Origin of the sequence: Bacillus sp. 7884-1 (assembly GCF_002272245.1) — a bacterium.
In the GTDB taxonomy this organism is placed as follows: domain Bacteria; phylum Bacillota; class Bacilli; order Bacillales; family Cytobacillaceae; genus Neobacillus.
On sequence record NZ_NPDD01000020.1, the window covers coordinates 1 to 25,663 of the forward strand.

The following is a 25,663-nucleotide window of genomic DNA, read 5'->3' on the forward strand; positions in this document are numbered from 1 at the left end:
TCCCATCGATTAAGGTGAATCTTCCTTACGCAATCAGACTTGTTTGGTAAATTCGAAGGCAATCGAGATCTAATCAGCTACCTTTTTAATTTCTAGAATTAAAACTATTTGAAAACAACAATCAATGCGAAAACAGCCTTTAGATAAATATAAGAAATCCGATCAGTACCACAGTTGACTTAATCGGAGTTTAATTATCATTTTTAAAAATTTATACTTAAATTATATTTCGGGATATCAACTCTTTTCAATCGGTATTGAAAGGGTTTGAAAATTCTCCATATATTTGTAATAAATTTGACTTTAAATGTCCTTAACTTAGACAGAATATTATATAAAATGAAAACGAAAAGAAATAGACCAGCATGCCGGTCTATTTCTGTGTTAATGCTTTATTAGGGTCCATATTTATTGCTGTCCAAGCAGTCTGATCTCCGAAATTTCTAGACCAGGCAGCTACTCCAGCTAGTTGGTAAGTAGAAGCAAGGTTTGCACGTTTAGATAATGATAATTCATCTTCAATCCAGACTTTATAGGTTGCCTTCTCCACTTCCGCATAATATTCTACATAGTTTTGACCGCTTTCTTCATCATAAGCAGGCTGTAATCCTTTCTCCGCAAGCCATTCTTTCACCTTCGTCATCGACAAAGCCTGAGAGCTAACCTCGGTCGTCCCGTCCTCTTTTTGTTGTTCTTTCCAAAGTCTGGTGTATAATGGCACACCTAGAATGAGCTTCTCTTTTGGAACTTCATTCAACAAGTTTTGTAGATTTTTCTCTACCCAAGGCAGACTTGAAACACTCCCGGCAACCGGAGATGAACCAGAATGCTCATCATAAGCCATAATAATAAGATAATCTACAATACCAGCGAGCTTACTTCTTTCATAGAAGGAAGACCAGTTATTATTTTCGCCGGCATAAAAGGTAATGTCCATCGAAACAACTAATCCAGCTTCGTGTAAGTAAGGTGTTGCTTCCCGCATGAATTGAGTGACTAGCGGACCGTCTTCCTGCTTTACATTTTCTATATCAAAGTTAATTCCCTGTAATTGGTACATTTGACTGAAATGAAGCAGCTGTACGATTATCTTTTGCCGTGTTTCAAAATCTTTTAACGCCTCATGCGTGAGCACTGGGTCAAACGAATTCGAAAATAACCCCCATACTTGATAGCCCTTTGACTGTGCCCATTTACTATATTCCAAGGATGCTAAATTACTTGTGCTTCCATCGTTTCCAATTAAGGCGAACCAAGATGGAGACACTACATTCAAACCCAACATATCAGGTATTTGCGTATGATCTGGATTTTTGGTATAAACCGCTTCCCAGGTTAATTGAATAGGCCCATTAATTTTGGGGATTTCTAATATTTCATTTTTCTGTGAGATTGTAATCGTAACTTCTTTGTTTTTCTTAACATATTTCTTGTTGATGTACCCACTTAATCCATTTTCTTTTCTCACCAAATAATAATCCTGTTCCTCAGCCTCTATCATGACGGTTTCTTGTTTAGACATTTCCGCAGTATATGGTGAATTTAATGTGGACTCAGTTCGTAATCTCAATTTTTCAGGGTGAACATCTTCTGCTGTTATTTCTCCTTGAATATAGTGATCACCATTTTTTTGTACCCAAACAGCACCCGTTTCCTCTAGAAGCGAATATTGGATAGGATAATAGGACAGCAACGGATCGATTGCCACATATAATTGACCTTCTTTGGAAATAGTCGGTGATACCTGCAAATCCACTGGTTTTTTATTAATAAAGAAAGTTAACGAATCTGTAGGCATTTGAATGACTTTATCTGTTGTCGTAATGATGATGGACTTAGATTTTTCATCAAAAATAATAGAATTATCTATGTGCTCTTGCATAAATGTAAGTGGGAGAAAGATAGAACCCCCCTCGAGTAGTGCATTTCCCTTTTGAGTTCCTTCAAAAAGGATTGGATTTTTTTCGGTAAAGTAAGTTGATCTTTCCTTAGATGCAAACGGATATAATAAAAAAAGAATAGAAGATGCAATCATTAAAATTGCGATCATCAATCCTCCTAGGATCCATTTTGGTGATAATAATTTCTTCTTACGGTATTCAATTTGTGCCAACGTTCTTCCCCCTCACATCTATCGTACGGTATTAAATAAAAATTGAGAAGGAATTTTTTTAGCACTTTTTGAAATAGTTAAAAGCGGTGGTAGTGTTTTTTCATCATTACATGGTAAAATAATAGGACATGCATTATTTATAGAAGGAGAAATCGTTGATGGTTCAAATTATTTTAGTCTTGATACTAGCCTACCTGCTAGGATCCATTCCGTCAGGTTTAATCATTGGGAAAGTTTTTTATAAAACAGATATACGTGAACATGGAAGTGGGAATTTAGGAGGAACGAATACTTTTCGAACCTTAGGAGTAAAAGCGGGTCTAGCTGTTACTGTGGCTGATATCTTAAAAGGGACGTTAGCGGCATCCTTACCTGTATTGTTTGGACTTGATAATATCAATCCTTTACACGCTGGTGTTTTTGCTGTTATTGGACATACCTATCCCGTCTTTGCTGGATTTAGAGGCGGCAAAGCAGTAGCTACTTCTGGAGGCGTATTATTGTTTTGTGCACCACTTATGTTTTTAACCATTTTCGTTGTCTTTTTCGCCAGTCTTTACATAACAAAATATGTATCACTATCATCCATGCTTGCTGGCATTTGTGCTGTGATTTATGCTGCAATCGATGGAGACATTCCCCTTCTTATTGCAGTAACACTTTTGACCTCATTTGTAATTTATCGACACCGTACCAATATAAAGCGAATCATGAATAAAACGGAACCTAAAATTAAATGGCTTTAAGGAATCTTAAATGGTTCCTTAAAGCCATTTTTCATGAAAATTTCATATTTCCTGTCATTTTCCTTCCTCATTGTAAAGTAAAATAAGGGTAAAGGAACCCATGGAGGGGATTTTATGTCTGACCTTAATCAAACCTATATGTTTTCAACAGATGTTTCAACACCTGCAGATCAAGAATTTGTGGTTGAATTTTATCAGTGTTTAATGGATGATATACCAGAAAAATTTCCTTACAAGGTAACAAAGAATTTTGACGAACTAATTGATTTTTTTGAGCAAATGGATGAATAAATAACAGAAAAAACGGAGTTTCTAAAAGTAGAAACTCCGTTTTTAAACTTTTAATAATGTAAATGAGTATTTACCCAGAGCATTCTCTACATAATCAAGTTTAGTATGGTCAAAATAAACATAATCCTGTTCATGTATGAGAATATTAAGCCCTTCAAATTCAAATAGTAGATCACCAGTAATTTTCCGCTCTTCCAGAGACAGATTTAATTTGGGTCCTCCTCAGCCAATCCCCATACTCAACCGAACCAGTAGTTCCTCATTTGGAGATTGCTTTTCTCTCAGGATAATTCCTTCCAATATACTACGGGCACTCTCCGTAATCTTGAACAAACCTATCACATCCTTAATTTTTTTTCATAATTTGCAGGAAAAAGTCGAAAAATAGCACATAAATATATTATAGTATTGGTAGAATGGTTGAAAATATTTTGCCTCAAAACAGACTAGTAAGGAGAACCTATGAAAAAGAAGGCCATAATTTCGTCTTTTATTATCATTTCTTTGTGTATGATCGTTGCTGCGGTGCTTCTTATTAAACAGCATAATAACCAGGCTGCTGCAGAAAAAAAACACCCTGCAAAGGAACATACTACAAGATTGCAGACTGTTATGAGCAGGACTCTAACAGAAAAGGTAACTGTCGGTGCCATCGGCGACATTTTGATTCATGATACGGTTTATCAGGATGCGTATAATGGATCGCAATATAATTTCAACCCTATCTTCGAAAATGTTAAAAGCATGATGGAATCACCGGATGTACTAACGGCTAATCAAGAAAGCATGTTAGGTGGAGTTGACATTGGTGTATCAAGCTACCCGACGTTTAATAGTCCACATGAGGTCGCAGATGCTCTCGTCCATTCGGGGGTTGATATTGTGTCAATTGCTAACAACCATACGTTAGACAAAGGGGAAAGAGGTATTCTTTCCGCTACGGATTATTTAAATAGCATCGGACTTCCCCATGTTGGAAGCTTTCTAAATCAAGAGGATCGCAAAAAACTAAGAATCATCAATAAAAATGGCATAAAATTAGCCTTTCTATCTTATACCTATGGTACAAATGGAATACCCATTCCAGATGGAAAGGACTTCCTTGTTAATCTTATCAATCTTGATCTTATGAGTGACGAAATTCTGCGTGCTAAGAAAGAAGCAGATGTTGTGATTATGAGTATCCATTGGGGAAATGAATACCAACGAATTCCGACCAACGAGCAAAAGGATTTGGCGAATTTCCTTGCGAACCAAGGAGTTGATATCATCTTCGGGTCTCATCCCCATGTACTTCAGCCAATGGAATGGATCAATACGGAAGATGGCGGAAAGTCATTTGTTATTTATTCATTGGGTAACTTCATTTCAGGACAAGTAAGAGACTATAAAGATATTGGCGGCATGGCAACGGTTGAAATAACGAAACATATATCTAATACTGGAAAGTCAATTGAATTATCAAATCCGGCTTTTTATCCCACCTATGTTTCTAGCCAACGAAGTGAAAATTATCAAGTCGTACCATTAGAAAATGCTGGTTCCTTCGGATTGCAAAATGCTGCTGCTAAATACCAGGAAATTAAAGACCATATGACCCAATGGCTCCGTTAATACGGGGCCATTTATCCGTTTTAATTGGAAGGAAGTTTCAAATGAAACAAATTAACTATCAAGGATATATTTTATCAATATTGTTTATCGTTTTAATTTATTTCTTCACGAGAAGTTACTATAGTCTATTTACTTGGTTCCTCCTTGGCCTGTTCCTCTTGCTCGCTTTCCTGAAGGAAGAAAATCGTTTATTTGCATGGGTGATGATTTCCTTTTTTGGTGGAAATCTAATTCTCTTTTATACCGATAAATTTATTGAAGGGTATCAGTTCATTCCAATCTATAGGGTAATCATAAATCAAGTATTGTTCCTTATCCCTATCCTATCGATATGTTATGTAATTAAGCAGTTCAATAAAAAAATTAGCTTCTTTTTTAATAAACCAGAGCTAAATAACACCAATAAGCTTTCCTATATCATTTTGATACTTCTTGTTGTTGGTGTTACTTTCTTATTAATCAATAATAGTGAATCAGATTTGAACAGGATCCTTTCTCTTATCACCTTCACTCTTATTCATGCCTCTCTGCAGGAAGTGATATGGCGAGGTATTCTGTTAACACAATTAATTAAGATAACAAATGAAACATCTGCTATTTTGTTTACAAGTATTGCCTTTGCGATGAACACAACTATATTTGGATTTTCTATTTCTGTAGTTCTGGTATATCTATTTTTAGGGTTCATATTTGCCTTGTTCACCATTAAATATAAAAGCATTTTGCCATCTATTTTCGCCCATACATTGATATTAATTTTCTTTTACCTAAATGACTGGCTTCAACTTCCTTTATAGGCAACATCATCGATAATTGCCTTTAATTTATTATATAATAACATCATAGGTATTTTGAAAGGAGAAACAGATGAAAATCCTAATCAACAGTGAAGCAGCAGCATGGTACAAGCAAGAACTAAATCTTAAAACAGGTGATTTTGTCCGTTTCTATGTCCGTTATGGCGGATGTAGTACCGTACAAAGTGGGTTTTCACTTGGTATATCAAATGATGAACCCGTTGATATTGGAGCAAAGACAACCGAAGACGGGGTAACTTTCTATATTGAAGAAAAAGACTTATGGTACTTCGATGACCATGATTTAATCATTGAGTATCATGCAAAATATGATGAGCCTGTTTTAGATTATAAAAAAGCATAATCAAAAAAAAAGCACACATGAAAGATGGTACTTTCATGTGTGCTTTTTCTATTACCTGTTCTCCAGTTGTTGGACAACTAGCTCGCATATTTCATGTGTCTGTAATGAATCTCTGGCAGTAACGGATGGAAAGCCGCCATTACCTACCGCCCTTATAAACTCTTCAACAATCTGTTCAAATCCTCTTTTAAAAAGAGTAGAATCCCAATTGTTAAAAGAATGAGCGATTTCCTTTTGATCACGATAAATCGCTAATTTATCTAAATCATGAACAACTCTTTTCTCGTTCGTTCCCATTACTTCTAATCTCTCTTCTACTGCCCCGCTGTCGCGATTCATAATCGCGATACCTGTCATGTCCTTACAGATAAATTGAACGACTACATGATAAAGCATCCCATTATCTACTCTTCCATTAACGATTGTTTCTTGGACAACACCTTTCAACAGGTAACGCACCGTATCTAAAACGTGGATAAAATCATCATAGACAAATGAGCGAATATCGCTGGGGAGTGCGTGGCGGTTCTTTTGTAAAATAACCATATTTGGTCGTTCAATTTCTGTCAATGCCTGATAAAATGGGGCAAATCGTCTGTTAAATCCAGTCATTAAGATAAGCCCTTTTCTCTCGGCAAGTTCCACAAGTTCCTTGGTTGTCTCCAAGTGATAGGTGATAGGCTTTTCGACATAGACATGGATACCATTCTCTAAAAGCTCTCTTACAATTTCCTCATGAGATTCCGTTGACGAATGGACAAATGCTCCTTTAATTCCGCATTCTATTAGTGAAGTAAGACTAGAATGAGTATGTGGAAAACGATATTGAGTACTAATTTCTGTTAAAACGTTAGTATTTCTTGTGAATAGATGGAATTCCACATCAGCTAGCTTACTAAAAACAGGCAAATAAGCTTTTTTCGCTATATCCCCAAGACCGATAATTCCTAACTTTAACATGGTTTCATCTCCCTGCTTTCACCAAATATGGTGATGTAATCCTTCTTTATCTAGTATTTCTTTTTGCTTTTCTCCAATTAAATCAAAATGTGAATAGCCGTCACGGCGGTGGTGAATCCATTCTTTTTGTAACCCATATTGTCTTCCCCATTCAGCAAGTTTTTCAAGGTCTAGGCAGCCTACCTTAGTAACGGTGTTACAGCCTGGAAAACGATCATCCAGCCAATAGTGGGTTAAGAATGCGATTTCACCCTTATCAATTTTTCGTTTCCACTCCATTACTTCCTGTCTTTTGATTCCAAATGCCATATAGTCACCTCAAAACTCTTACGGTTACTTCTTCTTTATTTCTTCATACTTCAGGTACCATTCAGGAAACGCCTTTTTGAATGCAATCGGTCTAAAGTTGTCCTTTTTGACAACAATATGAGTCGAAGTCCCTTCTGCACATACTTCCTCGTCTCCATTTATGATGGAATACCCATAAACAGTTTTAAGCCCGTCATTTTTTTCAATCCAAGTCTTTACGAAACCTCTATCACCATAACGTAAAGGTTTTTTATAGGTAGCTTGGATGTCATAGACGGGTGCAAAATACCCTGCATTCTCCATATCTACATAACTATAGCCAAGGTCCTCAATTAATCCACTTCTGCCGAGTTCAAAATACTTTAAATAGTTGGCATGATAGATGACTCCCATCATGTCCGTATCTGCATATAAAAGTTGAATCTCTCTTGTAGATATAAATAAATTGTCCATTTCTCTATTCCCCTTCCCTAATCAAAGGAAATTTAGTAAGCGCCTTTTCCACATCTTCACTTTCAATATGGATGGCCTTTTCTAATAATTCCTCTTCCTCTGTCACTCCTATAAGCCTCATTGCTTGTGCTTGAATCATTTCATCTGCCAAATTGGTAGCAAATCTTCCGTTCCCTTTGAATGTATGATTTTCAATACTTTGATTCAAAAGAGCTCTTGCTTCTTCACTTAATTGGTATTGAAAGCTATCTACATATGTCTCGATAATCGCAATAAGCTCTTCCGCTGAATAGTCAGGAAACAGGAAGAATTTTTTAAATCTCGAGCGCAAACCAGGGTTGCTCTCTAATAGCCGGTCCATTTCATTGGGGTAACCTGCAAGGACCACAACAAGATTTTCATTATGCTTGGTCATTTCATCAACGAGAGTGTCGACTACTTCCTTACCAAAATCACCTGCTGTTTGGCTTAAAAGTGAATAGGCTTCATCAATAAATAATACTCCGCCAAGAGCCTCGCGGATTTTTTTCTTTGTCTTACCTGCTGTTTGACCCACATAACCTGCCACGAAATCCGCTCTGCTTGCCACAATTAAATGACCTCTTTTTAACATTCCGCATTCTTTCAGGAGCTCTGCATAAATTTTTGCCACTGTGGTTTTACCAGTGCCGGGATTCCCAGTGAAGACCGAATGAAGCTGAATGGGTACCGTTGGAAGCTTCTTTTCTTTTCTAAACTGCTGCATTTTAACAAAGGAAAATAGGGTTTCTAATTCACCTTTTAGTTTAGTCAAGCCAATTAACCGACCTAACTTTTCAAACGGAGATTCCCGATTTTCATTCTGTTCTATTTTAAAATCCGCTTTGTCTAATAAGGTGTAAGTGAGAATATCCTCATTTGATTGCGGATGATCAGACCCCTTTTTAAAAATGGCATCTAACACAATATTGCGAACGGATCGCGCATTACCGAAAGTATCATCCACCCGTTCCTGATCAAGGCGATGGTTAATTTCTATCTTCGCTTCCTCCGTAAGGATATAATCGTTTTCTGAGGCAATTATTTCAGCAATCGATATTAATTCCTCATTGGAATAATTAGGTAAATGAATGAGGTTAGATTGAGGAAATCGGCTTCTTAGTCCAGGATTAGCATCTAAAAAAATACGCATTTCATCAGGATATCCCGCCAAAATTACGGCAAATTTCCCACCGTATTCCTTTCCCGTCATTAACGAAACAAGAGTATCAACCGCTGTTTGCCCATAATCATTTCCAGTTTGGCCCTCTCGTTTTAAACTATAGGCTTCATCAATAAACAGTACCCCGCCAATCGCTTTCTCAACTACGGCGCGCACGTTTTCCTCTGTTTGACCTACAAAAGCCCCTACGAGCTGTGATCTATCAGTTTCAATCACTTCAGGACGCGGCAGCACTTCAAGCTCATGATAGATTTTAGCTAATAAACGGGCGATGGTTGTTTTCCCTGTTCCTGGATTTCCAGTCAGAACCATATTAAGACTTAATTCATCCTTTATTTGGAAACCAAGCTCTTTCCGATCCTTTTGGTATTTTAAAAACTGGTAAAAATCATTGACTCGCTTTTTTACGACATCCATCCCAATCATTTCATTTAATTGGTCCAAGGCATTTTCTGAATCCTGTTGGACGTCTTCTGCGACAATAAAGAGATTCTGCCAGTTTTTTTTAATATCTTCGAGGCTGGACAAATGTAGTTTTAAGTCCTCATAATAGGTTGCCGTATGAAATACTCCTTTTATGGATTCCTCATACTCCTCAGCAGCCTTTAATAAGTTCCCGTTAACTTCAATAGCTTCAGTAAGCAAATCAACCAGTTTTTTATATTGAAGAGAAAGTGGTTCATTTCTCAATGCCTCAGCAAGATTCCTCTTATCGGTAAGATTCTCTATATGATCATCTGCTTCTGCTAAGAAGTTTTGACAAATTTGTATGTATTGCTCAGCCACTTTCTTCTTTGCAGTTCGATTATCTGTTTCCCTTATTGCGGGAAATTCTAGGATATCTAAAATGTCTTTTTTCTTCTTCCAATCGTACTGTATGAAATAGGACTTTGCCATCTCGTTATCTGGGTGTAAATCTAATGCTTTTTGTAACCAAGCAAAAGCTAATGTATCTTGGTTCTTGCGCGTTAAACGTGAAAGTGCGGCCATTGTTAACATTTTTGATATAAGTACGGGGTTTGATTGGCCTCGAATAGCCGTTAATAGCTCATTTTCATTGGTAATACTCCCGTTTTCATTCAGTTCTTTTTCCCACTGGGTAATCTGTTCGGTTTGGTCAATTGGTTGATTCTTTTGTTGTCGTATCATAGGATCACTTCTTCTTCAAAATTTCCCTTTTATCTTACCACAACAAGACCATTGACACGAAATTCAAAGATTTAATAAATAAAGGACCTGTACGAATTGAACAGGTCCTGGAACTTTTGCTTAGACTTCATCCTTAATTTCTGCGCGGTAGGATTCGATACTTTCCCGGCGTCGTTCGTTTTTCGCGTCAATCTGCTGTAGTTGTGTTTCGCTATCAGTGAATGCCTTTGAATCCTCTGCGGCTTCAATGTTTTCTAGTGTATCATGTATCATCGCTTGAAGCTTTTCAGCATTATCACTACGGTCGTCTGGTTTCGGTTTGTTGTTATTAGTCATAGAATTTCCCTCCTAGGTGGTGTAGTGTTACAGATATAGTGTGTAACTTATTGAAAAAAATATCACAGAAAATTTCTGCTAGGAAAAAATCACAAAAAAGACCCGCAGGCTGATGCCTGACGAGTCTTAACCACTTATTTATTCACCTTTTGTTTGGATGACTTGCGCATGCTTACCAGATGTATCTTGATGGGTTTTACCTTTGTTTCCTCCAAAACCCCTATCTTTTGTTCCAATATGGTTAGGAGCAAAGTGTTTACTATCTCTTTTCGGATTACTCATGTTTATCCCTCCTCCTTAAACATTTTGCCCGCTTTAAGGGAGGAACATGATTGGTAATCTATGTGAGTTACTCTGCTTTTCCAAGTCTCTTTTCTTCTAAACGCATTTCAATTTTTTCCATCGCAGCTCTATCTTTCAAAAGTTGACTTTTATTTTCGGATACAAGTTCTGCAAAGGAACGTTTTCTAGGCTTTCTCATGTATATCACCTTCCTTATTAACTATTCTAACAGTTATTATGCCCGGAAATGGTTTCAATTATTACAACTTTTTGAAAATTAAAAGAAAATTATACTTTAAAGCGTTACTATGTTAGAACAAAAAAAGACATTGGATTAATTTATCCAATGTCTATTTCAAATCCTTGGTATATTGTTTCATAGCATCGAGATTCATGGCGCCGATAAATTTGTTTCCAATATTGCCCTTCGTATCGATAAAATACGTGGTTGGAATAGAAAGGACTTGATAGGTTTCGTTTACTTTATCTTCAGCATCTAAAGGAATCGGAAAGGTAATACCATTTTCATCTACAAAAGCTTTTACATCTAGGTGTGGGTCAATGTTTACGGCTAAAATAACTACCTCATCCCCAGCTTCTTTATGAAATTCCTCCATGGCTGGCATTTCTGCTTTACATGGCGGACACCAAGTGGCCCAGAAATTGAGCATAACTTTTTTCCCTTTTAAATCGGATAGTTTAACAGTATCTCTCGATAATGTTTTAAGTTCAAAATCGGGTGCCTTTGCCCCGACTTTTAAACCACCCATATTCGCAGCTTCTTGACTTACATTTTCGGGTTCAGCCTTTTTATCCATAGCCTGAACAATCGCAACTCCAAGTAAGGCTATTAATGCAACAACAGCAATGACTTTTTTCACCATAGCCGAAAACCCCCTTGATTCAATAATATGCTACATCGATTTTACACTATAAAGTCAGTTGAAATACAGGTTGTATATGCCAAATATGTGACAATTTAAAAACAGTTTAGTAGAAGTATTCTAGAAAAGCAAATCAAATTACTTATTTAAGGCGTTAAGAACACTGGTTGTTACCCGGTCTACAATCAGGTCAATATCTCTTTCTGATAAGGTCTGTTCATTCACGGAAGTCACTTTCTTTGCATGAGTGCCTTCAGGGACATCAACGCCCTTCGGGGAAACCCCTTCTAATCCCATCATCGTTTTAAGATCAATAAGCTTAGCAACATTTTCTTTGGAAAGTTCGCGATCCCCTTTTAATAGTCTGGAGATCCAATTAATTTTTGCCGTGAACTCTAAAGATTCCATTAAGTAATAAGCGTATTCTAAATTCTTCCCCCATGTCAAGGCACCGTGGTTTTCCAATAATACCCCTTGATGATTGTGGACATGTGTTTTGACGGCCTTTGGTACTTCATCTGTAGAAGGTGTCCCATATTGAGCTAAGGGAATGGTCCCCAGGGATACAACAGCTTCTGGCATAATTGCCTGATCTAAAGGAATTCCTGCAATCGCAAAGGCAGTTGCATACGGGGGATGAGCATGTAAGACAGCATAAACATCTGGCCGTTCACGATAAACAAGCAGGTGCATTTTCATTTCCGAAGTAGGGGTATAATCCCCTTCGATTACATTCCCATCGCTATCTACTTTTATAATCATATCTGGGGTTAAGAATCCTTTACTAACATTGGTTGGAGTAATTAAAAACTCATTTTCACAAATACGGACAGAAATATTTCCATCATTGGCTGCAACGAAGCCCTTTTCATATACACGTTTTCCGATATCGCATATTAATTTTTTATATTTAATCTCGATAATCATCTAAACCCTGCTTTCCGTTATGAAAACAATTGATTAATAATAGTATACCCTTCTCCTTAATGATATTAGAGTTTTATGCCTAGGTTAAATTACCACAATCTTATGAAAATTTGTTAATATGAAATTACGGAGAGGAGTTGGATTATGAAGATACTTGTTTTAGGGGGAAGCCGCTTTTTAGGTAGAACATTTGTCGAGGCTGCTCAATGGCAAAATCATGAGGTAACAATATTTAATCGCGGGAATCAAAATGAAGGGTTTAAAGATGTTGAAATCATTACGGGTGATCGCTTTGGTGACTTAAACGAACTTAAAAGCCGTTATTGGGATACTGTTTTGGACACAAGTGGATTTATTCCTTCCTCAGTTTTAAAGTCCACCGAACTGCTAAAAGACCGGGTAAAGCATTACACCTTTATTTCAAGTATTTCTGTTTACAAAGATTGGATTCAGGAAAATCTCGATGAAACTTATCCTGTTTATGAAATGTCATTAAAGGAAGCAAATGAGCTTTCTAAAAATGGCGTAAATTATGAGTATTACGGGCAATTTAAGGCTTTATGTGAAGTGGTTGCCGAGAATAATATGCCTGGGCGTGTTGCAAATATTCGTGCTGGGCAATTGGTCGGGCCTAATGATTATACGGACCGCATTCCCTATTGGATAAATAGAATTGCAGCAGGCGGTAAAGTTCTAGCACCAGGGAATCCAAATAGACCTGTACAAATGATTGATAATAAAGACTTATCAAATTGGATATTAAAGTTAATGACGAATGAGACAACAGGAACATTTAATGCAACCGGACCTGATTATAACCTAACCATGAAAGATTTTCTCGATACTTGCATAAAGGTAACAGGCTCTAATGCTGAAGTCGTTTGGGCTTCTGAAAAATTCCTTCTTGATAATAAGGTCGCTCCATGGACGGAAATGCCGCTTTGGGTGCCGGATGAGTTCCCTCTTGAACCAGAGCTTAAAGAACCTTGGAAAGGCGCCTTTACTGTTAATATTTTAAAAGCCATTGAAAGGGGGCTCACTTTCCGTCCTATTGAGGAAAGTTTAGCTGAAATATATGACTGGGAAAGGAAACGTAGTCTCGCTGAGAGCGAATGGAAATCTGGAATGCTGTCAGATAGGGAGAAAGAATTGCTTGAATTGTGGTTTAGAAAATAAGAAAAATTGTTTATCGCTGATATAATCGAATTAACGCTGATAATTAGAAATGGTCCCTGCTAGAGGGACCATTTTGAGGGCAGTTTACGCTGCTCTTTTTGCTTTTTACATTAATTTTCTTTTTTGCTTCAATAGTTCGTTGAATTCACAATCTAATTCCGGGTATTTAGGATTTTTTTGGTCAATTAGTGATAATTCACCCAAGATTGTAGCGATTCGATTTTCAATAATCATCAATGTTTCTTTTTTATCAGTAGGTTCAGTACCTTTGGTTTTATTAAAATACTCATCTGGCTTCATTTCCACACGTTGAATTCTTTGGTTCTCGAATACAAGGAGTTTATCACACAGCTTATTTAAAAAATAGTAATCATGAGAAACAGTAATTATCGTACCTGCGAATTCATTAAGTGTTTTTTCAAGTTGTTCCCTGCTCGGTAAGTCCAGGTGATTGGTTGGTTCATCTAAGATTAGAACATCATAGTCCTTCATAAGCATGTCAACTAACTTCACCCTTGTTCTCTCTCCGAGACTCAAAGTTCCAATGGGCTTCGTAATAAACTGTTCCTTTAATCCCAGATTGGCAAATAATGTCCTCGCCTTGAGAATGTTTTCTCGGTCAGTAAAACCTAATGCCTCTAATGCAGTTTTATTAACTGGTAAGTCATCAACATCTTGACTTAGGTAAGCAACCTTTAAAGATTCACTTTTCCAAAGCTCACCGCTGGAAACGGGTGTTTCACCAAGTATCATTTTAATTAAAGTCGTTTTACCGCAGCCGTTTTCTCCTATTAAACCAATGCGCTCTCCGTGATTAATATAAAAATGAGAATTGTGGAATAGGGATCTTGCATCAAACGACTTTGTTACACTTTTAGCCTCAATTATCCTTTTACCTCTATTTCCTTTCGTATCAAACTCAAATTTGACCTTTGTCTCCTCAAGAGGTTTGTCGACCTTGTTTTTTTCAAGCTCGCTCTGGAGCCGTTTCATTTTGGACTTCACTTGAGCATCACGTTTTTTCGCCTTTACCCGGTGATATTCTTTATTACCAAAATCTCTTCCTTGTTTAGTTGATGCTCTGTGAGCTTTCTCGGACCAGGACGATAATTGCTCCATTTGCATTTCTATTTCTTCTTTTTTGCGCTGTTGAACCTCATAATGGTGGATTTGGGTTTCTAGTCGATGCTGCTTTTCCTTCTGATAATCACTGTAGTTACCATTGTAAAAGTTAATCTTTTTATTCTCTATCTCAAAAATACGTGTCACTGTTTTATCTAAAAAATGACGATCGTGAGAAATAATCAGCACGGGTCCTTTAAATTTCTGCAACTCTTCAATCAACCATTCAATTCCTTGAAAATCAAGGTGGTTGGTCGGCTCATCGAGAATTAAGAATCCTGGCTTGGAAGCCCACACATTGGATAATGCGAGTTTCAACTTCTCGCCACCGCTTAAATGGTTTAAACGCTTCTCTTCCCATTCATAAACCTTTTTAAGACCCAACTCACTTGAATGCTGTAATAAGTCTCCATCAATAGAAAAGATATCACTGCCTTCATAATCAATAGATTGGGTAAGGTATCCAATCGTTAATTCAGGTGATTTTTCAATAACACCTTTATCAGGTGCAAGTTTACCTGTAAGGATATTAGCCAATGTCGTTTTGCCGGTGCCATTATAACCGACGAGACCAATTCTTTCGCCGTTTTTTATATCAAAAGAAATATTGTCTAGGATTTTCCTTAGATTAAAGTTCATTTCTAATCCAGTTACTTTTATAATTGATAAATTATTTTTGTTCATAAAAAAACTCCCTTCCATTGAACCTGAAGAGAGTGTTTTAAGTCAGACGTTTACACATTCATAAAAAGCATACGTTAATAAACCTAAAAAGGCTTAATAACAATGTTTTGATTGAAATATAAACGTTCAGGACTAAAAAAGGACAGACTAATCCTATTCTTCAGGTTCACCATTTTTCGCTATTCGAATAAATGTGCTGAAAAAATAAGATTATAACTTCATTCCTCTTTACCATTCCTTTACGTTTGTTATATTTATTGTATTTTACCTAAACCGAAATTGTCAATCATTTCCCTAAAATTAACATTTGAATACTGGTTTCCACTCTCAATATTATTTTTTAAATCGGAAAGAGTATAGTTCTGCCAATCCTGTAAATTTTCCATATCCCACTTTTCCAAAAATAAAGTATACAAAAAAATCTCTCTAATTTTTAAAAAGATTGGAATTTGCTGAATGAGTTCTTTGCTGATTGTGTGTTCCTGCTGATAACCTATTAAGAAATGCTCCCAGAACTCCCTGCTGAATTGTTTATTTTCGGGTGTAAAAGATGATGCTTGCCAATAAGCATGATAAAAGGCAGCGGCTAAATCATAAGCAAACCAATGGTAGGCACAATCATCAAAATCAAAAAGTGTTAGCCTGCCTTCGTTTACAAAAAGATTACCTTGGTTATGTATAAGCCCGAATAGGTCAGGAGATTGTGGAAACTTTACCAACTGATTTAATAGTTGTTTGTACTTATTTGCTATAGTTTCTGTTGTGATTTTAGGGAATAGATGTAGTATATCTGGTTGATCCACTGTCCAAATCGGGCGATCTATCTTTCTCTTTTTTCCAGTCCTATGCATTTTCCCCAATAGATTTCCCCAATGAAAATAAAGTTTTTCATTCCATACATTAGTATCGGTGACATCAATGGGTGTTCCTTTAGCTTTTTCAAATGCCACTACAAAATGGTAATCATCGATTGATTCGACCAACCTCTCACGCACGGATTTTAAGGGTAATGATACGGGTACACCATTCTCCTTTAACCCCTCTATAAATGCCAGTTCGTTAATAATATCCGATTGCGTTCGTCTAGAGGAAGGTGTCACTCTGAATATGAAAGGACCCGCTGAATAAACAGTGTTATTAAAGCCATCATTAATTCGAACTAGTTCACCTTCTATATGACCATATAAATGTATTAAAGAATCATAAATCATTTTGCTCTCTCTTTCTATATAATCCTTATTTAAATTTGTTAAAAATATTTTCTGCATAGCACCCAAAACGAGAAATTGTTGACGTTCCTCTTTTTTTAAGCATTCTCTCCAGTTCCATTCTTTTTTTCTTCAATTTTGCTTGAAAAAGTTTTTTCTCTTCTTCATCTGTTACAGTTTCTAATAATTCTTCAATTCTAAAAATTTCATTTTTTACATCCTCAGGCGAATATCCCGCATTTTTTAATACGCGGTACGCCATTTTCCATTCCTCAGACATTCCTGGAAAATCATCTTTTAATTCCAGTGGCTGTCCCATACCTGGCAGATTATCGAGATCCTTTTTCTTTATGGCTTCCTTGATTTTATCCTCGGCGATTCTTGTAAATAAATCCATACCTATCACACCCTTCGCTCTACAGGTAAATACTTTAGTCTTCTCTAATATATATGTAATTACCCGTAAAAAACCACCATGCAAAGCTGCATGGTGGTTTGAATATTATGCTTCTTGTAATTTTTCGCGAAGTACCATTGGAAGGATACCGCCATGACGGTAGTAATCAATTTCAACTTCAGAATCAAAGCGAACAAGCACTTCAAATTCTTTCTTGTTGCCTGCTTCATCAGTAGCAGTAACTTTTAGTAAATCACGTGGTCTTACGTCTTCACCGACTTGGACATCGATTGTTTCTTTACCAGTTAAACCAAGTGTTTCAGCGCTTTCGCCTTCTTTAAATTGAAGTGGAAGAACACCCATTAACACAAGGTTTGAACGGTGAATACGCTCGAAGCTTTCAGCAAGAACTGTTTTAATGCCTAGAAGGTTTGTACCTTTCGCAGCCCAGTCACGTGAAGAGCCCATACCGTAATCTTTACCAGCAAGAACAATAAGTCCAGTGCCGTTTTCTTTGTATTTCATGCAAGCATCATAGATCGGTGTCACTTCGCCTGTTGGCCAGTAAGTGGTTACTCCACCTTCTGTACCTGGTGCGATTTGGTTACGGATACGAATGTTTGCAAATGTTCCACGCATCATTACTTCGTGGTTACCACGACGAGAACCGTATGAGTTAAAGTCACGTGGCTGAACGCCTTTTTCCAATAAATATTTACCAGCTGGAGTGTTCTTGCCAATTGCTCCTGCAGGTGAAATATGGTCAGTTGTAACAGAATCTCCAAATTTTGCTACTACACGTAGGTCTGTTAATGGTTCAACCTTACCTGGTTCAGGTGATAACCCTTCAAAGAATGGTGGGTTTGCAATGTAAGTAGAATCTTCATCCCAAGTATATAATGGCTCATTGCTTGTTTTAATCTCGTTCCAACGCTCGTTATCTCCGAATACATTTGCATATTCACTGCGGAAAAGTTCAGGAGTAACTGTGCGTTTCACAACTTCATTTACTTCAGCAGTTGTTGGCCAAATATCTTTGAAGAATACATCGTTACCATCTTTGTCTTTACCAATTGATTCAGAAGCAAAGTCAATGTTCACTGTACCAGCTAAAGCATAAGCCACAACTAGTGGTGGTGAAGCAAGATAGTTACCCTTTACAAGCGGGTGAATACGTCCTTCAAAGTTACGGTTACCTGAAAGTACAGATGTAACCAATAGATCGTTTTCAGCGATTGTTTTTTCAATTTCTTCTTTTAATGGGCCGGAGTTACCGATACATGTTGTACAGCCGTAACCTACAAGGTTGAAGCCGATTTCCTCTAAATATGGAAGTAATCCAGAATCACGAAGGTATCCAGTTACAACTTTAGAACCTGGTGCTAATGATGTTTTAACAAACTTAGGAACTTCCATTCCAAGTTCAACTGCTTTTTTCGCAACAAGACCTGCACCCACTAAAACATATGGGTTAGATGTATTTGTACAGCTAGTGATAGAAGCAATCGCAACTGCACCCGTTTTAATCGTTGTTTGGTCACCGTTTTGGAAATTAACTGTAGCCGACTTTTCAAGCTCATCTGCTTGTAAGCCGAATCCTTGGTTTCCTTGTGGAGCAGAAACTGCCTTTACGAACTCTTCTTTCATTTTTGAAAGTGGAATCAAATCTTGTGGACGCTTAGGACCTGAAAGATTTGGTTCAATAATAGAAAGATCAATTTCAACTACATTTGTATAAACTGGCTCAAGGGTAGGATCAAAGAATAATCCATTTTCTTTGCAGTATTGTTCTACTACATTGATTTGCTCTTCTTCACGGCCAGTTAAACGCATATAGGCAAGAGATTCATCATCAATTGGGAAGAATCCGCATGTTGCACCATATTCAGGAGCCATGTTCGCAATTGTTGCACGGTCTGCTAATGGAAGTACAGATACTCCAGGACCGAAGAACTCAACAAATTTACCAACTACACCTTGGCTGCGAAGTACTTGAGTTACTTTTAAAGCAAGGTCAGTTGCAGTAGCGCCATTTGGAAGCTCACCTGTTAACTTAACCCCTACTACTTCAGGTACTGGGAAGTATGAAGGCTGTCCAAGCATTCCTGCTTCTGCTTCAATACCGCCAACGCCCCATCCAAGAACGCCTAGTCCATTAATCATAGTTGTATGTGAGTCAGTACCAACTAAGGTATCTGGATATGCTTCTAATTCACCTTCAGCATTTTCTGAAACATGAACAACATCTGCTAAGTACTCAAGGTTAACTTGGTGTACGATACCCGTTGCAGGCGGAACTGCACGATAGTTATTGAATGATTTTTGAGCCCAGCTTAGGAACTGGTAACGCTCTGCATTACGTTCGAATTCTAAATCCATGTTGACACGTAAAGAGTCAGCAGAACCGTATGCATCAACCTGTACGGAGTGGTCAATAACAAGGTCAACTGTTTTCTCTGGGTTAATTTTATCAGGATCGCCGCCAAGGTCAGCCATTGCTTTTCTTAATGAAGCAAGGTCAACGACTGCTGGAACACCAGTGAAATCTTGTAGGATAACACGTGACGGTTTGAATGGAACATCTACTTCTTTAAGTTCATCTGTTCCCCATTTTGCTAAGTTTTCAACGTGCTCCTTTGCGATGACACGGCCATCATATTGACGAAGCACAGATTCAAGTAATACTTTTACGGAATATGGCAATTTAGAAACCTTGCCAATACCAGCCTCTTCAAGTGCACTTAAGCGGTAGTAGTGATAACGTTTACCGTTTACTTCGAAGGAAGTACGTGCGTTAAATACATCATTTTTCACCATAGTGAAACCCCCTCATTCGTCATCATTAACTAAAATTAACGAAAAGTTGAAAAGTTTGAATATTCCTATCCATCCCTACTTTTCTCACAATTCTAATCTTAATACAACCTTGTACATAAGTAAATAACAAGAAAGTTATTGTAATTGATAAGTTTTTCTTATGGTATTTATGTATAATGTTCTAAATATTTAGAAAAATCTTATAACGGCGTATAACTGAATAGTCATAAAGATTAGAATTGCGTACATATTTATTATCTCAAAAAACTTTTTTCTTGTCATTTATTTTCCCTTAAAAGGAAATATTAACACTATCAGTGAGAATTCTACAGAATTCTCATAGGAGGTGAATGGTATGCAAAGAAGAAAGTCAAATCATGTTATTCCGGGCGCAAATGCTGCTAAAGGTCAGGGTCAAGGAGCAGGATTTAACGAGGAAATGGCGAACGAACCTTTAACCATTAAGGAAAAAATGAACAATAAAAAACGGAAGAAAAATCAATAATTGTAAAAAAGCAGGAGTTACCCCCTGCTTTTTAGCCTTGTTCTTATTCTGGAAGATTTACTTCTGCAACAATGTTTTCCAAATCCTGTTGAAAGCGCTCAAGCTGGGCGCGTTGGTGTTCAGAAGCTACTTCAAGAGCATTTTCAATTTGTTGATACGCTTCATTTACTTCTTCTTTTAAATGCTTCAATTGATGACCGTAACTTGCACTATCACTAATAATGGTTGCAGCAAGTCCTTGAGCTTCTTCATATCCTTGCTGGGCAGCTTGAAATGCCTGCTGTTTATCCTTATTATATGGAAATCGATCAATATCCACCATTGACTGTTTCACTCCCCTCACGTTTCTATAACGTTAAATTGCACAGCGGAATAGCAAATTATTCAGCATAAAAACTCTTCAGCATTACATCCTATTATTATAGGAGGGATGAAAAAATGGTGAACAAAAACGACGGCAAGGATATGAGAAGAAATCAGCCAAAGATATCTGGCCAGCCTGAGCCAATGAGTGGATCAAAAAAAGTAAAGAATCGCAACCATACACGCCAAAAACACAATTCACACCATGATATGTAATTAAAACTTTGTGACCAAAGAAATAGTTCTAACCCCCTCTAGACCGTAGAGGGGGTTAGATTTATAATTGTATTAATGATTGAACCAAAAGCTTTTCTTCTTCCTCTGTTACGGTTCTTAGGTCGATGATAAACTCATCCTTTTGAATTCGTCCGATAATGGCTGGTTTGAATTCTGTTCTCAATTTTCTTCCTACTTGTTCTGCAGTAAGGGCATGGTGTTTTAAAGAAATAACCATGGTTGGAAGTTGAACGTCCGGCATCGTTCCCCCGCCAACTTGACTTGTACCAGGGAAAATTTTCGCCTGAAAATACTCTGTACCTTGTAACAAGTTTGTAACAAACCTCTTCGATCTTTCGTCTAATTCTTCGATAGAAACTAATAAATCACGGATGGTGGGAATGTTTTGGACGCCCTTTTCCCCACGTGCATAATCAATTAACGTCCCTTCGAGTGCTGCTAAAGTCATTTTATCGACCCGAACTACTCGGGCTAATTGGTGTTTTTTTAAACGATCAATAATTTTCTTTTTCCCAGCAATAATTCCAGCTTGAGGTCCACCCAGCAGCTTATCTCCACTAAAGGTAACAATATCCGCACCCATAGTAATAATCTCTTTTACTACCGGTTCTTCGCCGATTCCGTGTTTTCTAAAGTCAAATAGTGCACCGCTGCCAAGGTCTTCATAAAAAATAACATCTTCAGCACGATTTGTAAGCTGTATGAGTTCTTCGGTTTCCACTGATTTGGTAAAACCAATCACTTTAAAATTACTTGTATGTACTTTCATGACAATCGCCGTTTCAGGATTAAGCGCTTTTTCATAATCATATAAATGAGTTTTATTTGTTGTTCCGACTTCGATTAATTTCGCTCCGCTTTCTTCCATAATAGAGGAAATACGGAATGAACCGCCAATTTCTACTAACTGACCTCTTGATACAATGACTTCTTTATTTTCTGCAAGCGCTCTTAATACAAGATAAACGGCAGCAGCATTATTGTTGACGACCATTACTGCTTCTGCACCGGTAATTTCTTTAAGCAGAGCTTCTACATGGCTATGTCTGGAACCGCGCTCCCCTTCATTTAGCTTATATTCGAGGTTGGAGTAATTTTGCGCTGTTTCCACTACATGACTGATAGCATTATCGCTTAACCTTGCTCTCCCAAGGTTTGTATGAAGGATCGTTCCAGTACCATTGATTACTTTTTCAATTGTATAAGAAAATTGTTTTTTTATATTTACAGCTAATCGTTGAAAAACTTCATCTATAAATTGTTTGGTGCCTGGAGTTGCACCATTCCAGTCTCCATTTAATAGTAACATCCTAATTTGATCGACAGCTTCTTTTAACTGTTTTGTCAGCTGAGTAACATCTAGATGATTCTCCCTAAGGAGAGCTTCGAACTGTTCATGATTTTGCAATTCATGGACAGCTGGAATTGAACGTAACCATTCCTTCACTACAAAAACTCCTTTACTATTCCTACTTTATTCCTATTATACCATTTCACATTTTCATTCGGAATGAATAAAATAAACCGAGCAAGGGGGATCGTTATGAAATCGAAAAAAAATATACAGCCAATTGATTTTGACCTTGTGGAAAAATGGTTGGAAAACTACTGCCTTGATCCTCTAACTACCCATGATGATTTGACTCAATTTCGAATCGATTTATACGAAACTGATCAAGAATGGATTGTTGAGGCATTGCTTAACGAGTATAACAGCTCTGAAATTAAAGTTTTTATAGAAGATAAGAAACTGATTATTACTGCTGATAAATCTTCCACTCCCTCTAATCAACAAAAAAGAGTTCGGACTATTCAGTTCCCCTTTCAGGTTATTAATCAAAAAGTAACAGCCAATTATATTAATGGAATATTAGAGGTTCTTATATCAAAATCTGAGAAAGGTTTAGGGAAAAATTGCTTTATCACACTGCCCTAAGGTTTATCTTAAGGCATGATTTTTCATCAGTCAGTTAACATAATATCATTATAAAAAACAATAAGCCCTCATATCTTATTTTGATATGAGGGCTATGTTTATTTTTCTGATATTATGTTAATGATATCCTCGGTGTCAGGAAATACACCCGTATCGAGTTTGGAATAAATCTTTTCTCCATTGACAGTTACTTCAAATGCTCCGCCTGATACAGGGATTAGTTCCATTTTTCCAATCTTTCGATTAAAGTGCGTAAAAAGTTCTTCCGCGAAACTCGCGGCTTTTGGTGCGTAGTTTCATTGCATGCAAAATTCTACAATTACATGATAGTTGTTCATTTTAACTCCTCCGTGTATATAAATCTATTTCCTACATTGACATAGTAAAAACATTTTATCGTAAGGATTTTTTCCTAGCAAATTTTTTGCTTATATCTAGTATGTGCGATTTTAAATGGAAAGAGTTATACTAATAAATGGAGGTGGATTTATGAGTGAGCAAGAGAAAATACGCCTAACCTCTTTATCAACTAAAGCAGGCTGAGGATGTAAAATTGGTCCTGAGGACCTAGCGCAAGTTTTGCGCCTATTACCAAAACAAGACCCTGTTCCAGAGTTACTAGTGGGGCATGAAACTTCAGATGATGCAGGTGTTTATCAACTAACGGATTCGATTGCCTTAATTCAAACGGTCGATTTCTTTACTCCAATCGTGGACGACCCATATATGTTTGGACAGATTACTGCGGCTAACGCATTAAGTGACGTTTATGCAATGGGTGGAGAACCAAAAACGGTCTTAAATATTGTAGCATACCCAATAAAGAAGCTTGGTGCAGAGATGCTTTCAGATATTCTCCGCGGTGCAGCAGATAAAGTAAAGGAAGCTGGAGCACTTACCGTTGGAGGTCATTCCATTGATGATCAAGAGCCTAAATTTGGTCTTTCTGTTACGGGAATTGTTCATCCAGATAAGGTTTGGAAGAATGTTGGAGCGAAGCCCGGAGATGTATTGGTTATAACAAAGCCGATAGGTGTTGGTATTATCACTACAGGGATTAAGCGGAGTGTGGTAACACCTCAACAAGAACAAATTGTCACAGAAACAATGGCTGAGTTAAATAAGACGGCTGCAAAAATTTTAATGAACTATCATCCTCATGCTGTAACGGATGTAACAGGCTTTGGCTTGTTAGGACATAGCAGTGAAATGGCACGCGGAAGTAATGTGAGCTTTGAGATTTCCTACTCTAAGGTTCCAATTCTTGAAGGTGCATTAGAGTTAGCGAGAGCTGGAGTGGTTCCAGGTGGATCAAAGTCAAATCACAAATGGATACTCGAAGATGTTGAATATGAAGACTTGCTTTCTGAGGAACAGTTAGTTCTATGTGATGCTATCACTTCTGGGGGGCTGCTCGTTTCTATGAGTGAAGAAGAAGCTGTTCAATATGTGGACAATCTTCATTCAGCAGGAAAACTGCATGCTGCTATTGTTGGCAGGGTTACCGAAAAGAAAGAGAAATTAATTTATGCGAAAAGATAACAGCGTGGCGCGCATGCCACGTTGTTTTTTTATAAAAACCGTACAGTTCATACAATAAACCATACAGCATTTACAAATAACCCTACAGTTCCTACAATAAACCGTACAGCTTTTACAATTAGCTATATAAAAATCTAAAATATACCCAAAATGACCATTTTGAAACATAAAAAAAAATAGATGCCCGATTGAATCAGGTCATCTATTTCTATTAGAACACTTACAAAATTAGGCTCGAGTTTTGTTCATTTTTAGTTTATTTGTAAGTTTACTTATCATATCTTCTGTCATTTTCGCTAAATCATATTCGAATTTAAAGCCCCACTCTTCTTCTGCGGCAATGGCATCGATTGAATTTGGCCAGCTGTCAGCAATTTTTTGACGAACAGGATCAACATTATACATCAGATCAAAATTAGGAATATGTTTCTTAATTTCATTGGCAATTCCTTCAGGATCAAAGCTCATCGCCGTTACATTAAACGAATTACGGTGTTTAAGCTTGCATGAGTCTGCCTCCATCAAATCGATAATCGCATTCAGGGCATCGGGCATATACATCATATCCATGTAAGTCCCTTTGTCGATGTAGGATGTATATCTGCCATTTTTAATGGCTTCATAGTAAATTTCAACCGCGTAGTCTGTAGTTCCTCCACCAGGCAGTGCAACGTACGAAATCAAGCCTGGGAAACGTAATCCCCTCGTGTCGACTCCGAACTTTTGATAATAATAATCTCCTAAAAGCTCACCAGCTACTTTGTTCACTCCATACATCGTGGTTGGACGCATAATCGTGTCCTGTGGTGTGCTGTCTTTGGGTGTTGAAGGACCAAAAGCACCAATTGAGCTCGGTGTGAAAAACTGTGCATTAAGCTCTCTGGCAGTTTCTAACGCATTCATCAAACCACCCATATTTAAGTTCCAAGCTAAAACGGGCTTTGCCTCTGCAGTAGCAGAAAGTAATGCGGCTAAGTGCATAACTGTATCCACTTTATACTTCTTTGCTACTTCACCCATTCTATTTAAATCTGTTACATCAACAGTTTCGAAGGGGCCGCTCTCTGCTGCCTCACTGTCATTCTTTTTAATATCAGTAGCAATAACATTATCATGACCATAGGTTTCCCGTAATTTCATCGTAAGCTCAGAACCAATCTGTCCTAATGCACCTGTAATTAAAATTCGTTTCATTCTTCTCCGTCCTCTTCACATATGTCATAATATCTCGCCCATTGAAGGGTTTCTAT

27 protein-coding genes and 1 pseudogene are annotated in these 25,663 nt (G+C 37.3%); 10 read left to right on the forward strand and 18 right to left on the reverse strand.

All coding sequences use genetic code 11. The features are described 5' to 3' along the window. Positions 1-373: 373 nt before the first annotated feature. The gene (locus tag CHI06_RS02790; protein ID WP_095246904.1) at positions 374-2,113 is read right to left on the reverse strand and encodes a glycosyl hydrolase family 18 protein; all 1,740 of its coding nucleotides are present in this window, start codon (positions 2,111-2,113) and stop codon (positions 374-376) included. Positions 2,114-2,271: 158 nt separating this feature from the next. Between CHI06_RS02790 and plsY the strand changes: the two genes are divergently transcribed. The 5 genes from plsY to CHI06_RS02810 all read left to right on the forward strand — a co-directional run bounded on the left by plsY (position 2,272) and on the right by CHI06_RS02810 (position 5,925). Beyond that, complete coding sequence (gene plsY, locus CHI06_RS02795; protein WP_095246905.1) at positions 2,272-2,859, forward strand: glycerol-3-phosphate 1-O-acyltransferase PlsY; 588 nt, start codon at positions 2,272-2,274, stop codon at positions 2,857-2,859. 114 nt (positions 2,860-2,973) lie between these two features. Then, positions 2,974-3,150, forward strand: a complete 177-nt coding sequence (locus CHI06_RS29610) for a hypothetical protein (protein ID WP_179292517.1) — start codon at positions 2,974-2,976, stop codon at positions 3,148-3,150. 462 nt (positions 3,151-3,612) lie between these two features. Beyond that, positions 3,613-4,764, forward strand: a complete 1,152-nt coding sequence (locus CHI06_RS02800) for a CapA family protein (RefSeq protein WP_095246906.1) — start codon at positions 3,613-3,615, stop codon at positions 4,762-4,764. 41 nt (positions 4,765-4,805) lie between these two features. Beyond that, on the forward strand, positions 4,806-5,561 hold the full coding sequence (locus CHI06_RS02805) for a CPBP family intramembrane glutamic endopeptidase (protein WP_179292518.1): 756 nt from the start codon (positions 4,806-4,808) through the stop codon (positions 5,559-5,561). 70 nt (positions 5,562-5,631) lie between these two features. Then, positions 5,632-5,925 carry a HesB/YadR/YfhF family protein gene (locus CHI06_RS02810; RefSeq protein ID WP_095246908.1) on the forward strand — a complete coding sequence of 98 codons (294 nt, stop codon included), beginning with the start codon at positions 5,632-5,634 and terminating at the stop codon, positions 5,923-5,925. 51 nt (positions 5,926-5,976) lie between these two features. Here the strand turns inward: CHI06_RS02810 and CHI06_RS02815 are convergent, their stop codons facing one another. From CHI06_RS02815 to CHI06_RS02855, 9 genes are all read right to left on the reverse strand, one after another. Then, positions 5,977-6,885, reverse strand: coding sequence for a Gfo/Idh/MocA family protein (locus CHI06_RS02815; RefSeq protein WP_095246909.1), 909 nt, complete (start codon positions 6,883-6,885; stop codon positions 5,977-5,979). A gap of 18 nt (positions 6,886-6,903) precedes the next feature. After that, positions 6,904-7,194 (reverse strand): hypothetical protein, encoded by a 291-nt coding sequence (locus CHI06_RS02820; protein WP_095246910.1) that lies wholly within the window; start codon positions 7,192-7,194, stop codon positions 6,904-6,906. Positions 7,195-7,218: 24 nt separating this feature from the next. Continuing rightward, positions 7,219-7,647 (reverse strand): acyl-CoA thioesterase, encoded by a 429-nt coding sequence (locus CHI06_RS02825; RefSeq protein ID WP_095246911.1) that lies wholly within the window; start codon positions 7,645-7,647, stop codon positions 7,219-7,221. A 4-nt stretch (positions 7,648-7,651) separates the two neighbouring features. Further along, the gene (locus CHI06_RS02830; RefSeq protein ID WP_095246912.1) at positions 7,652-9,997 is read right to left on the reverse strand and encodes an AAA family ATPase; all 2,346 of its coding nucleotides are present in this window, start codon (positions 9,995-9,997) and stop codon (positions 7,652-7,654) included. 120 nt (positions 9,998-10,117) lie between these two features. Continuing rightward, positions 10,118-10,333 carry a small acid-soluble spore protein Tlp gene (tlp, locus tag CHI06_RS02835; protein ID WP_095246913.1) on the reverse strand — a complete coding sequence of 72 codons (216 nt, stop codon included), beginning with the start codon at positions 10,331-10,333 and terminating at the stop codon, positions 10,118-10,120. Positions 10,334-10,471: 138 nt separating this feature from the next. After that, a complete protein-coding gene (locus CHI06_RS02840) occupies positions 10,472-10,615 on the reverse strand; it encodes an acid-soluble spore protein N (protein WP_045521758.1) in 144 nt (47 codons plus the stop codon). 67 nt (positions 10,616-10,682) lie between these two features. Continuing rightward, complete coding sequence (locus CHI06_RS02845; protein ID WP_034672833.1) at positions 10,683-10,814, reverse strand: FbpB family small basic protein; 132 nt, start codon at positions 10,812-10,814, stop codon at positions 10,683-10,685. Positions 10,815-10,965: 151 nt separating this feature from the next. Next, positions 10,966-11,499 carry a redoxin domain-containing protein gene (locus CHI06_RS02850; protein ID WP_095246914.1) on the reverse strand — a complete coding sequence of 178 codons (534 nt, stop codon included), beginning with the start codon at positions 11,497-11,499 and terminating at the stop codon, positions 10,966-10,968. A gap of 138 nt (positions 11,500-11,637) precedes the next feature. Then, on the reverse strand, positions 11,638-12,426 hold the full coding sequence (locus CHI06_RS02855) for a class II aldolase/adducin family protein (protein ID WP_095246915.1): 789 nt from the start codon (positions 12,424-12,426) through the stop codon (positions 11,638-11,640). Positions 12,427-12,570: 144 nt separating this feature from the next. Here CHI06_RS02855 and CHI06_RS02860 point away from each other — a divergent pair, with 144 nt between their 5' ends. Continuing rightward, on the forward strand, positions 12,571-13,602 hold the full coding sequence (locus tag CHI06_RS02860) for an NAD-dependent epimerase/dehydratase family protein (RefSeq protein ID WP_095246916.1): 1,032 nt from the start codon (positions 12,571-12,573) through the stop codon (positions 13,600-13,602). A gap of 105 nt (positions 13,603-13,707) precedes the next feature. Here the strand turns inward: CHI06_RS02860 and abc-f are convergent, their stop codons facing one another. The 4 genes from abc-f to acnA form a co-directional block, all read right to left on the reverse strand. Next, complete coding sequence (abc-f, locus tag CHI06_RS02865) at positions 13,708-15,408, reverse strand: ribosomal protection-like ABC-F family protein (protein ID WP_179292519.1); 1,701 nt, start codon at positions 15,406-15,408, stop codon at positions 13,708-13,710. Between the two features lie 254 nt (positions 15,409-15,662). Then, on the reverse strand, positions 15,663-16,619 hold the full coding sequence (locus CHI06_RS02870) for a phosphotransferase enzyme family protein (RefSeq protein ID WP_179292520.1): 957 nt from the start codon (positions 16,617-16,619) through the stop codon (positions 15,663-15,665). Between the two features lie 25 nt (positions 16,620-16,644). Further along, entirely contained in the window at positions 16,645-17,013 is a 369-nt protein-coding gene (locus CHI06_RS02875; protein WP_095246919.1) for a DnaJ family domain-containing protein, read from the reverse strand. A 105-nt stretch (positions 17,014-17,118) separates the two neighbouring features. Then, positions 17,119-19,830 (reverse strand): aconitate hydratase AcnA, encoded by a 2,712-nt coding sequence (gene acnA, locus CHI06_RS02880; protein WP_095246920.1) that lies wholly within the window; start codon positions 19,828-19,830, stop codon positions 17,119-17,121. A 355-nt stretch (positions 19,831-20,185) separates the two neighbouring features. Between acnA and sspO the strand changes: the two genes are divergently transcribed. Beyond that, positions 20,186-20,335, forward strand: a complete 150-nt coding sequence (gene sspO / locus CHI06_RS02885; RefSeq protein WP_045521763.1) for a small acid-soluble spore protein O — start codon at positions 20,186-20,188, stop codon at positions 20,333-20,335. A gap of 43 nt (positions 20,336-20,378) precedes the next feature. Here sspO and CHI06_RS02890 read toward each other — a convergent pair whose 3' ends face one another. Further along, complete coding sequence (locus CHI06_RS02890) at positions 20,379-20,657, reverse strand: hypothetical protein (protein ID WP_095246921.1); 279 nt, start codon at positions 20,655-20,657, stop codon at positions 20,379-20,381. Positions 20,658-20,773: 116 nt separating this feature from the next. Here CHI06_RS02890 and CHI06_RS02895 point away from each other — a divergent pair, with 116 nt between their 5' ends. After that, positions 20,774-20,914, forward strand: a complete 141-nt coding sequence (locus tag CHI06_RS02895) for a small acid-soluble spore protein P (RefSeq protein ID WP_179292521.1) — start codon at positions 20,774-20,776, stop codon at positions 20,912-20,914. A gap of 61 nt (positions 20,915-20,975) precedes the next feature. Here CHI06_RS02895 and selA read toward each other — a convergent pair whose 3' ends face one another. Beyond that, entirely contained in the window at positions 20,976-22,382 is a 1,407-nt protein-coding gene (selA, locus tag CHI06_RS02900) for an L-seryl-tRNA(Sec) selenium transferase (protein ID WP_095246922.1), read from the reverse strand. Between the two features lie 96 nt (positions 22,383-22,478). On the opposite strand from selA, the gene CHI06_RS02905 reads away from it, so the two are divergent. After that, complete coding sequence (locus CHI06_RS02905) at positions 22,479-22,871, forward strand: Hsp20/alpha crystallin family protein (protein ID WP_095246923.1); 393 nt, start codon at positions 22,479-22,481, stop codon at positions 22,869-22,871. Between the two features lie 98 nt (positions 22,872-22,969). On the opposite strand, the pseudogene CHI06_RS02910 reads toward CHI06_RS02905, so the two are convergent. Continuing rightward, positions 22,970-23,155, reverse strand: a pseudogene (locus tag CHI06_RS02910) (Rdx family protein); the annotation flags it as partial. A gap of 205 nt (positions 23,156-23,360) precedes the next feature. On the opposite strand from CHI06_RS02910, the gene selD reads away from it, so the two are divergent. After that, positions 23,361-24,413, forward strand: coding sequence for a selenide, water dikinase SelD (gene selD / locus CHI06_RS02915; protein WP_095246925.1), 1,053 nt, complete (start codon positions 23,361-23,363; stop codon positions 24,411-24,413). 228 nt (positions 24,414-24,641) lie between these two features. Here the strand turns inward: selD and CHI06_RS02920 are convergent, their stop codons facing one another. Further along, positions 24,642-25,607: an L-threonine 3-dehydrogenase gene (locus CHI06_RS02920; RefSeq protein WP_095246926.1), complete on the reverse strand. Its 966-nt coding sequence runs from the start codon at positions 25,605-25,607 to the stop codon at positions 24,642-24,644. Positions 25,608-25,663 lie beyond the last annotated feature (56 nt).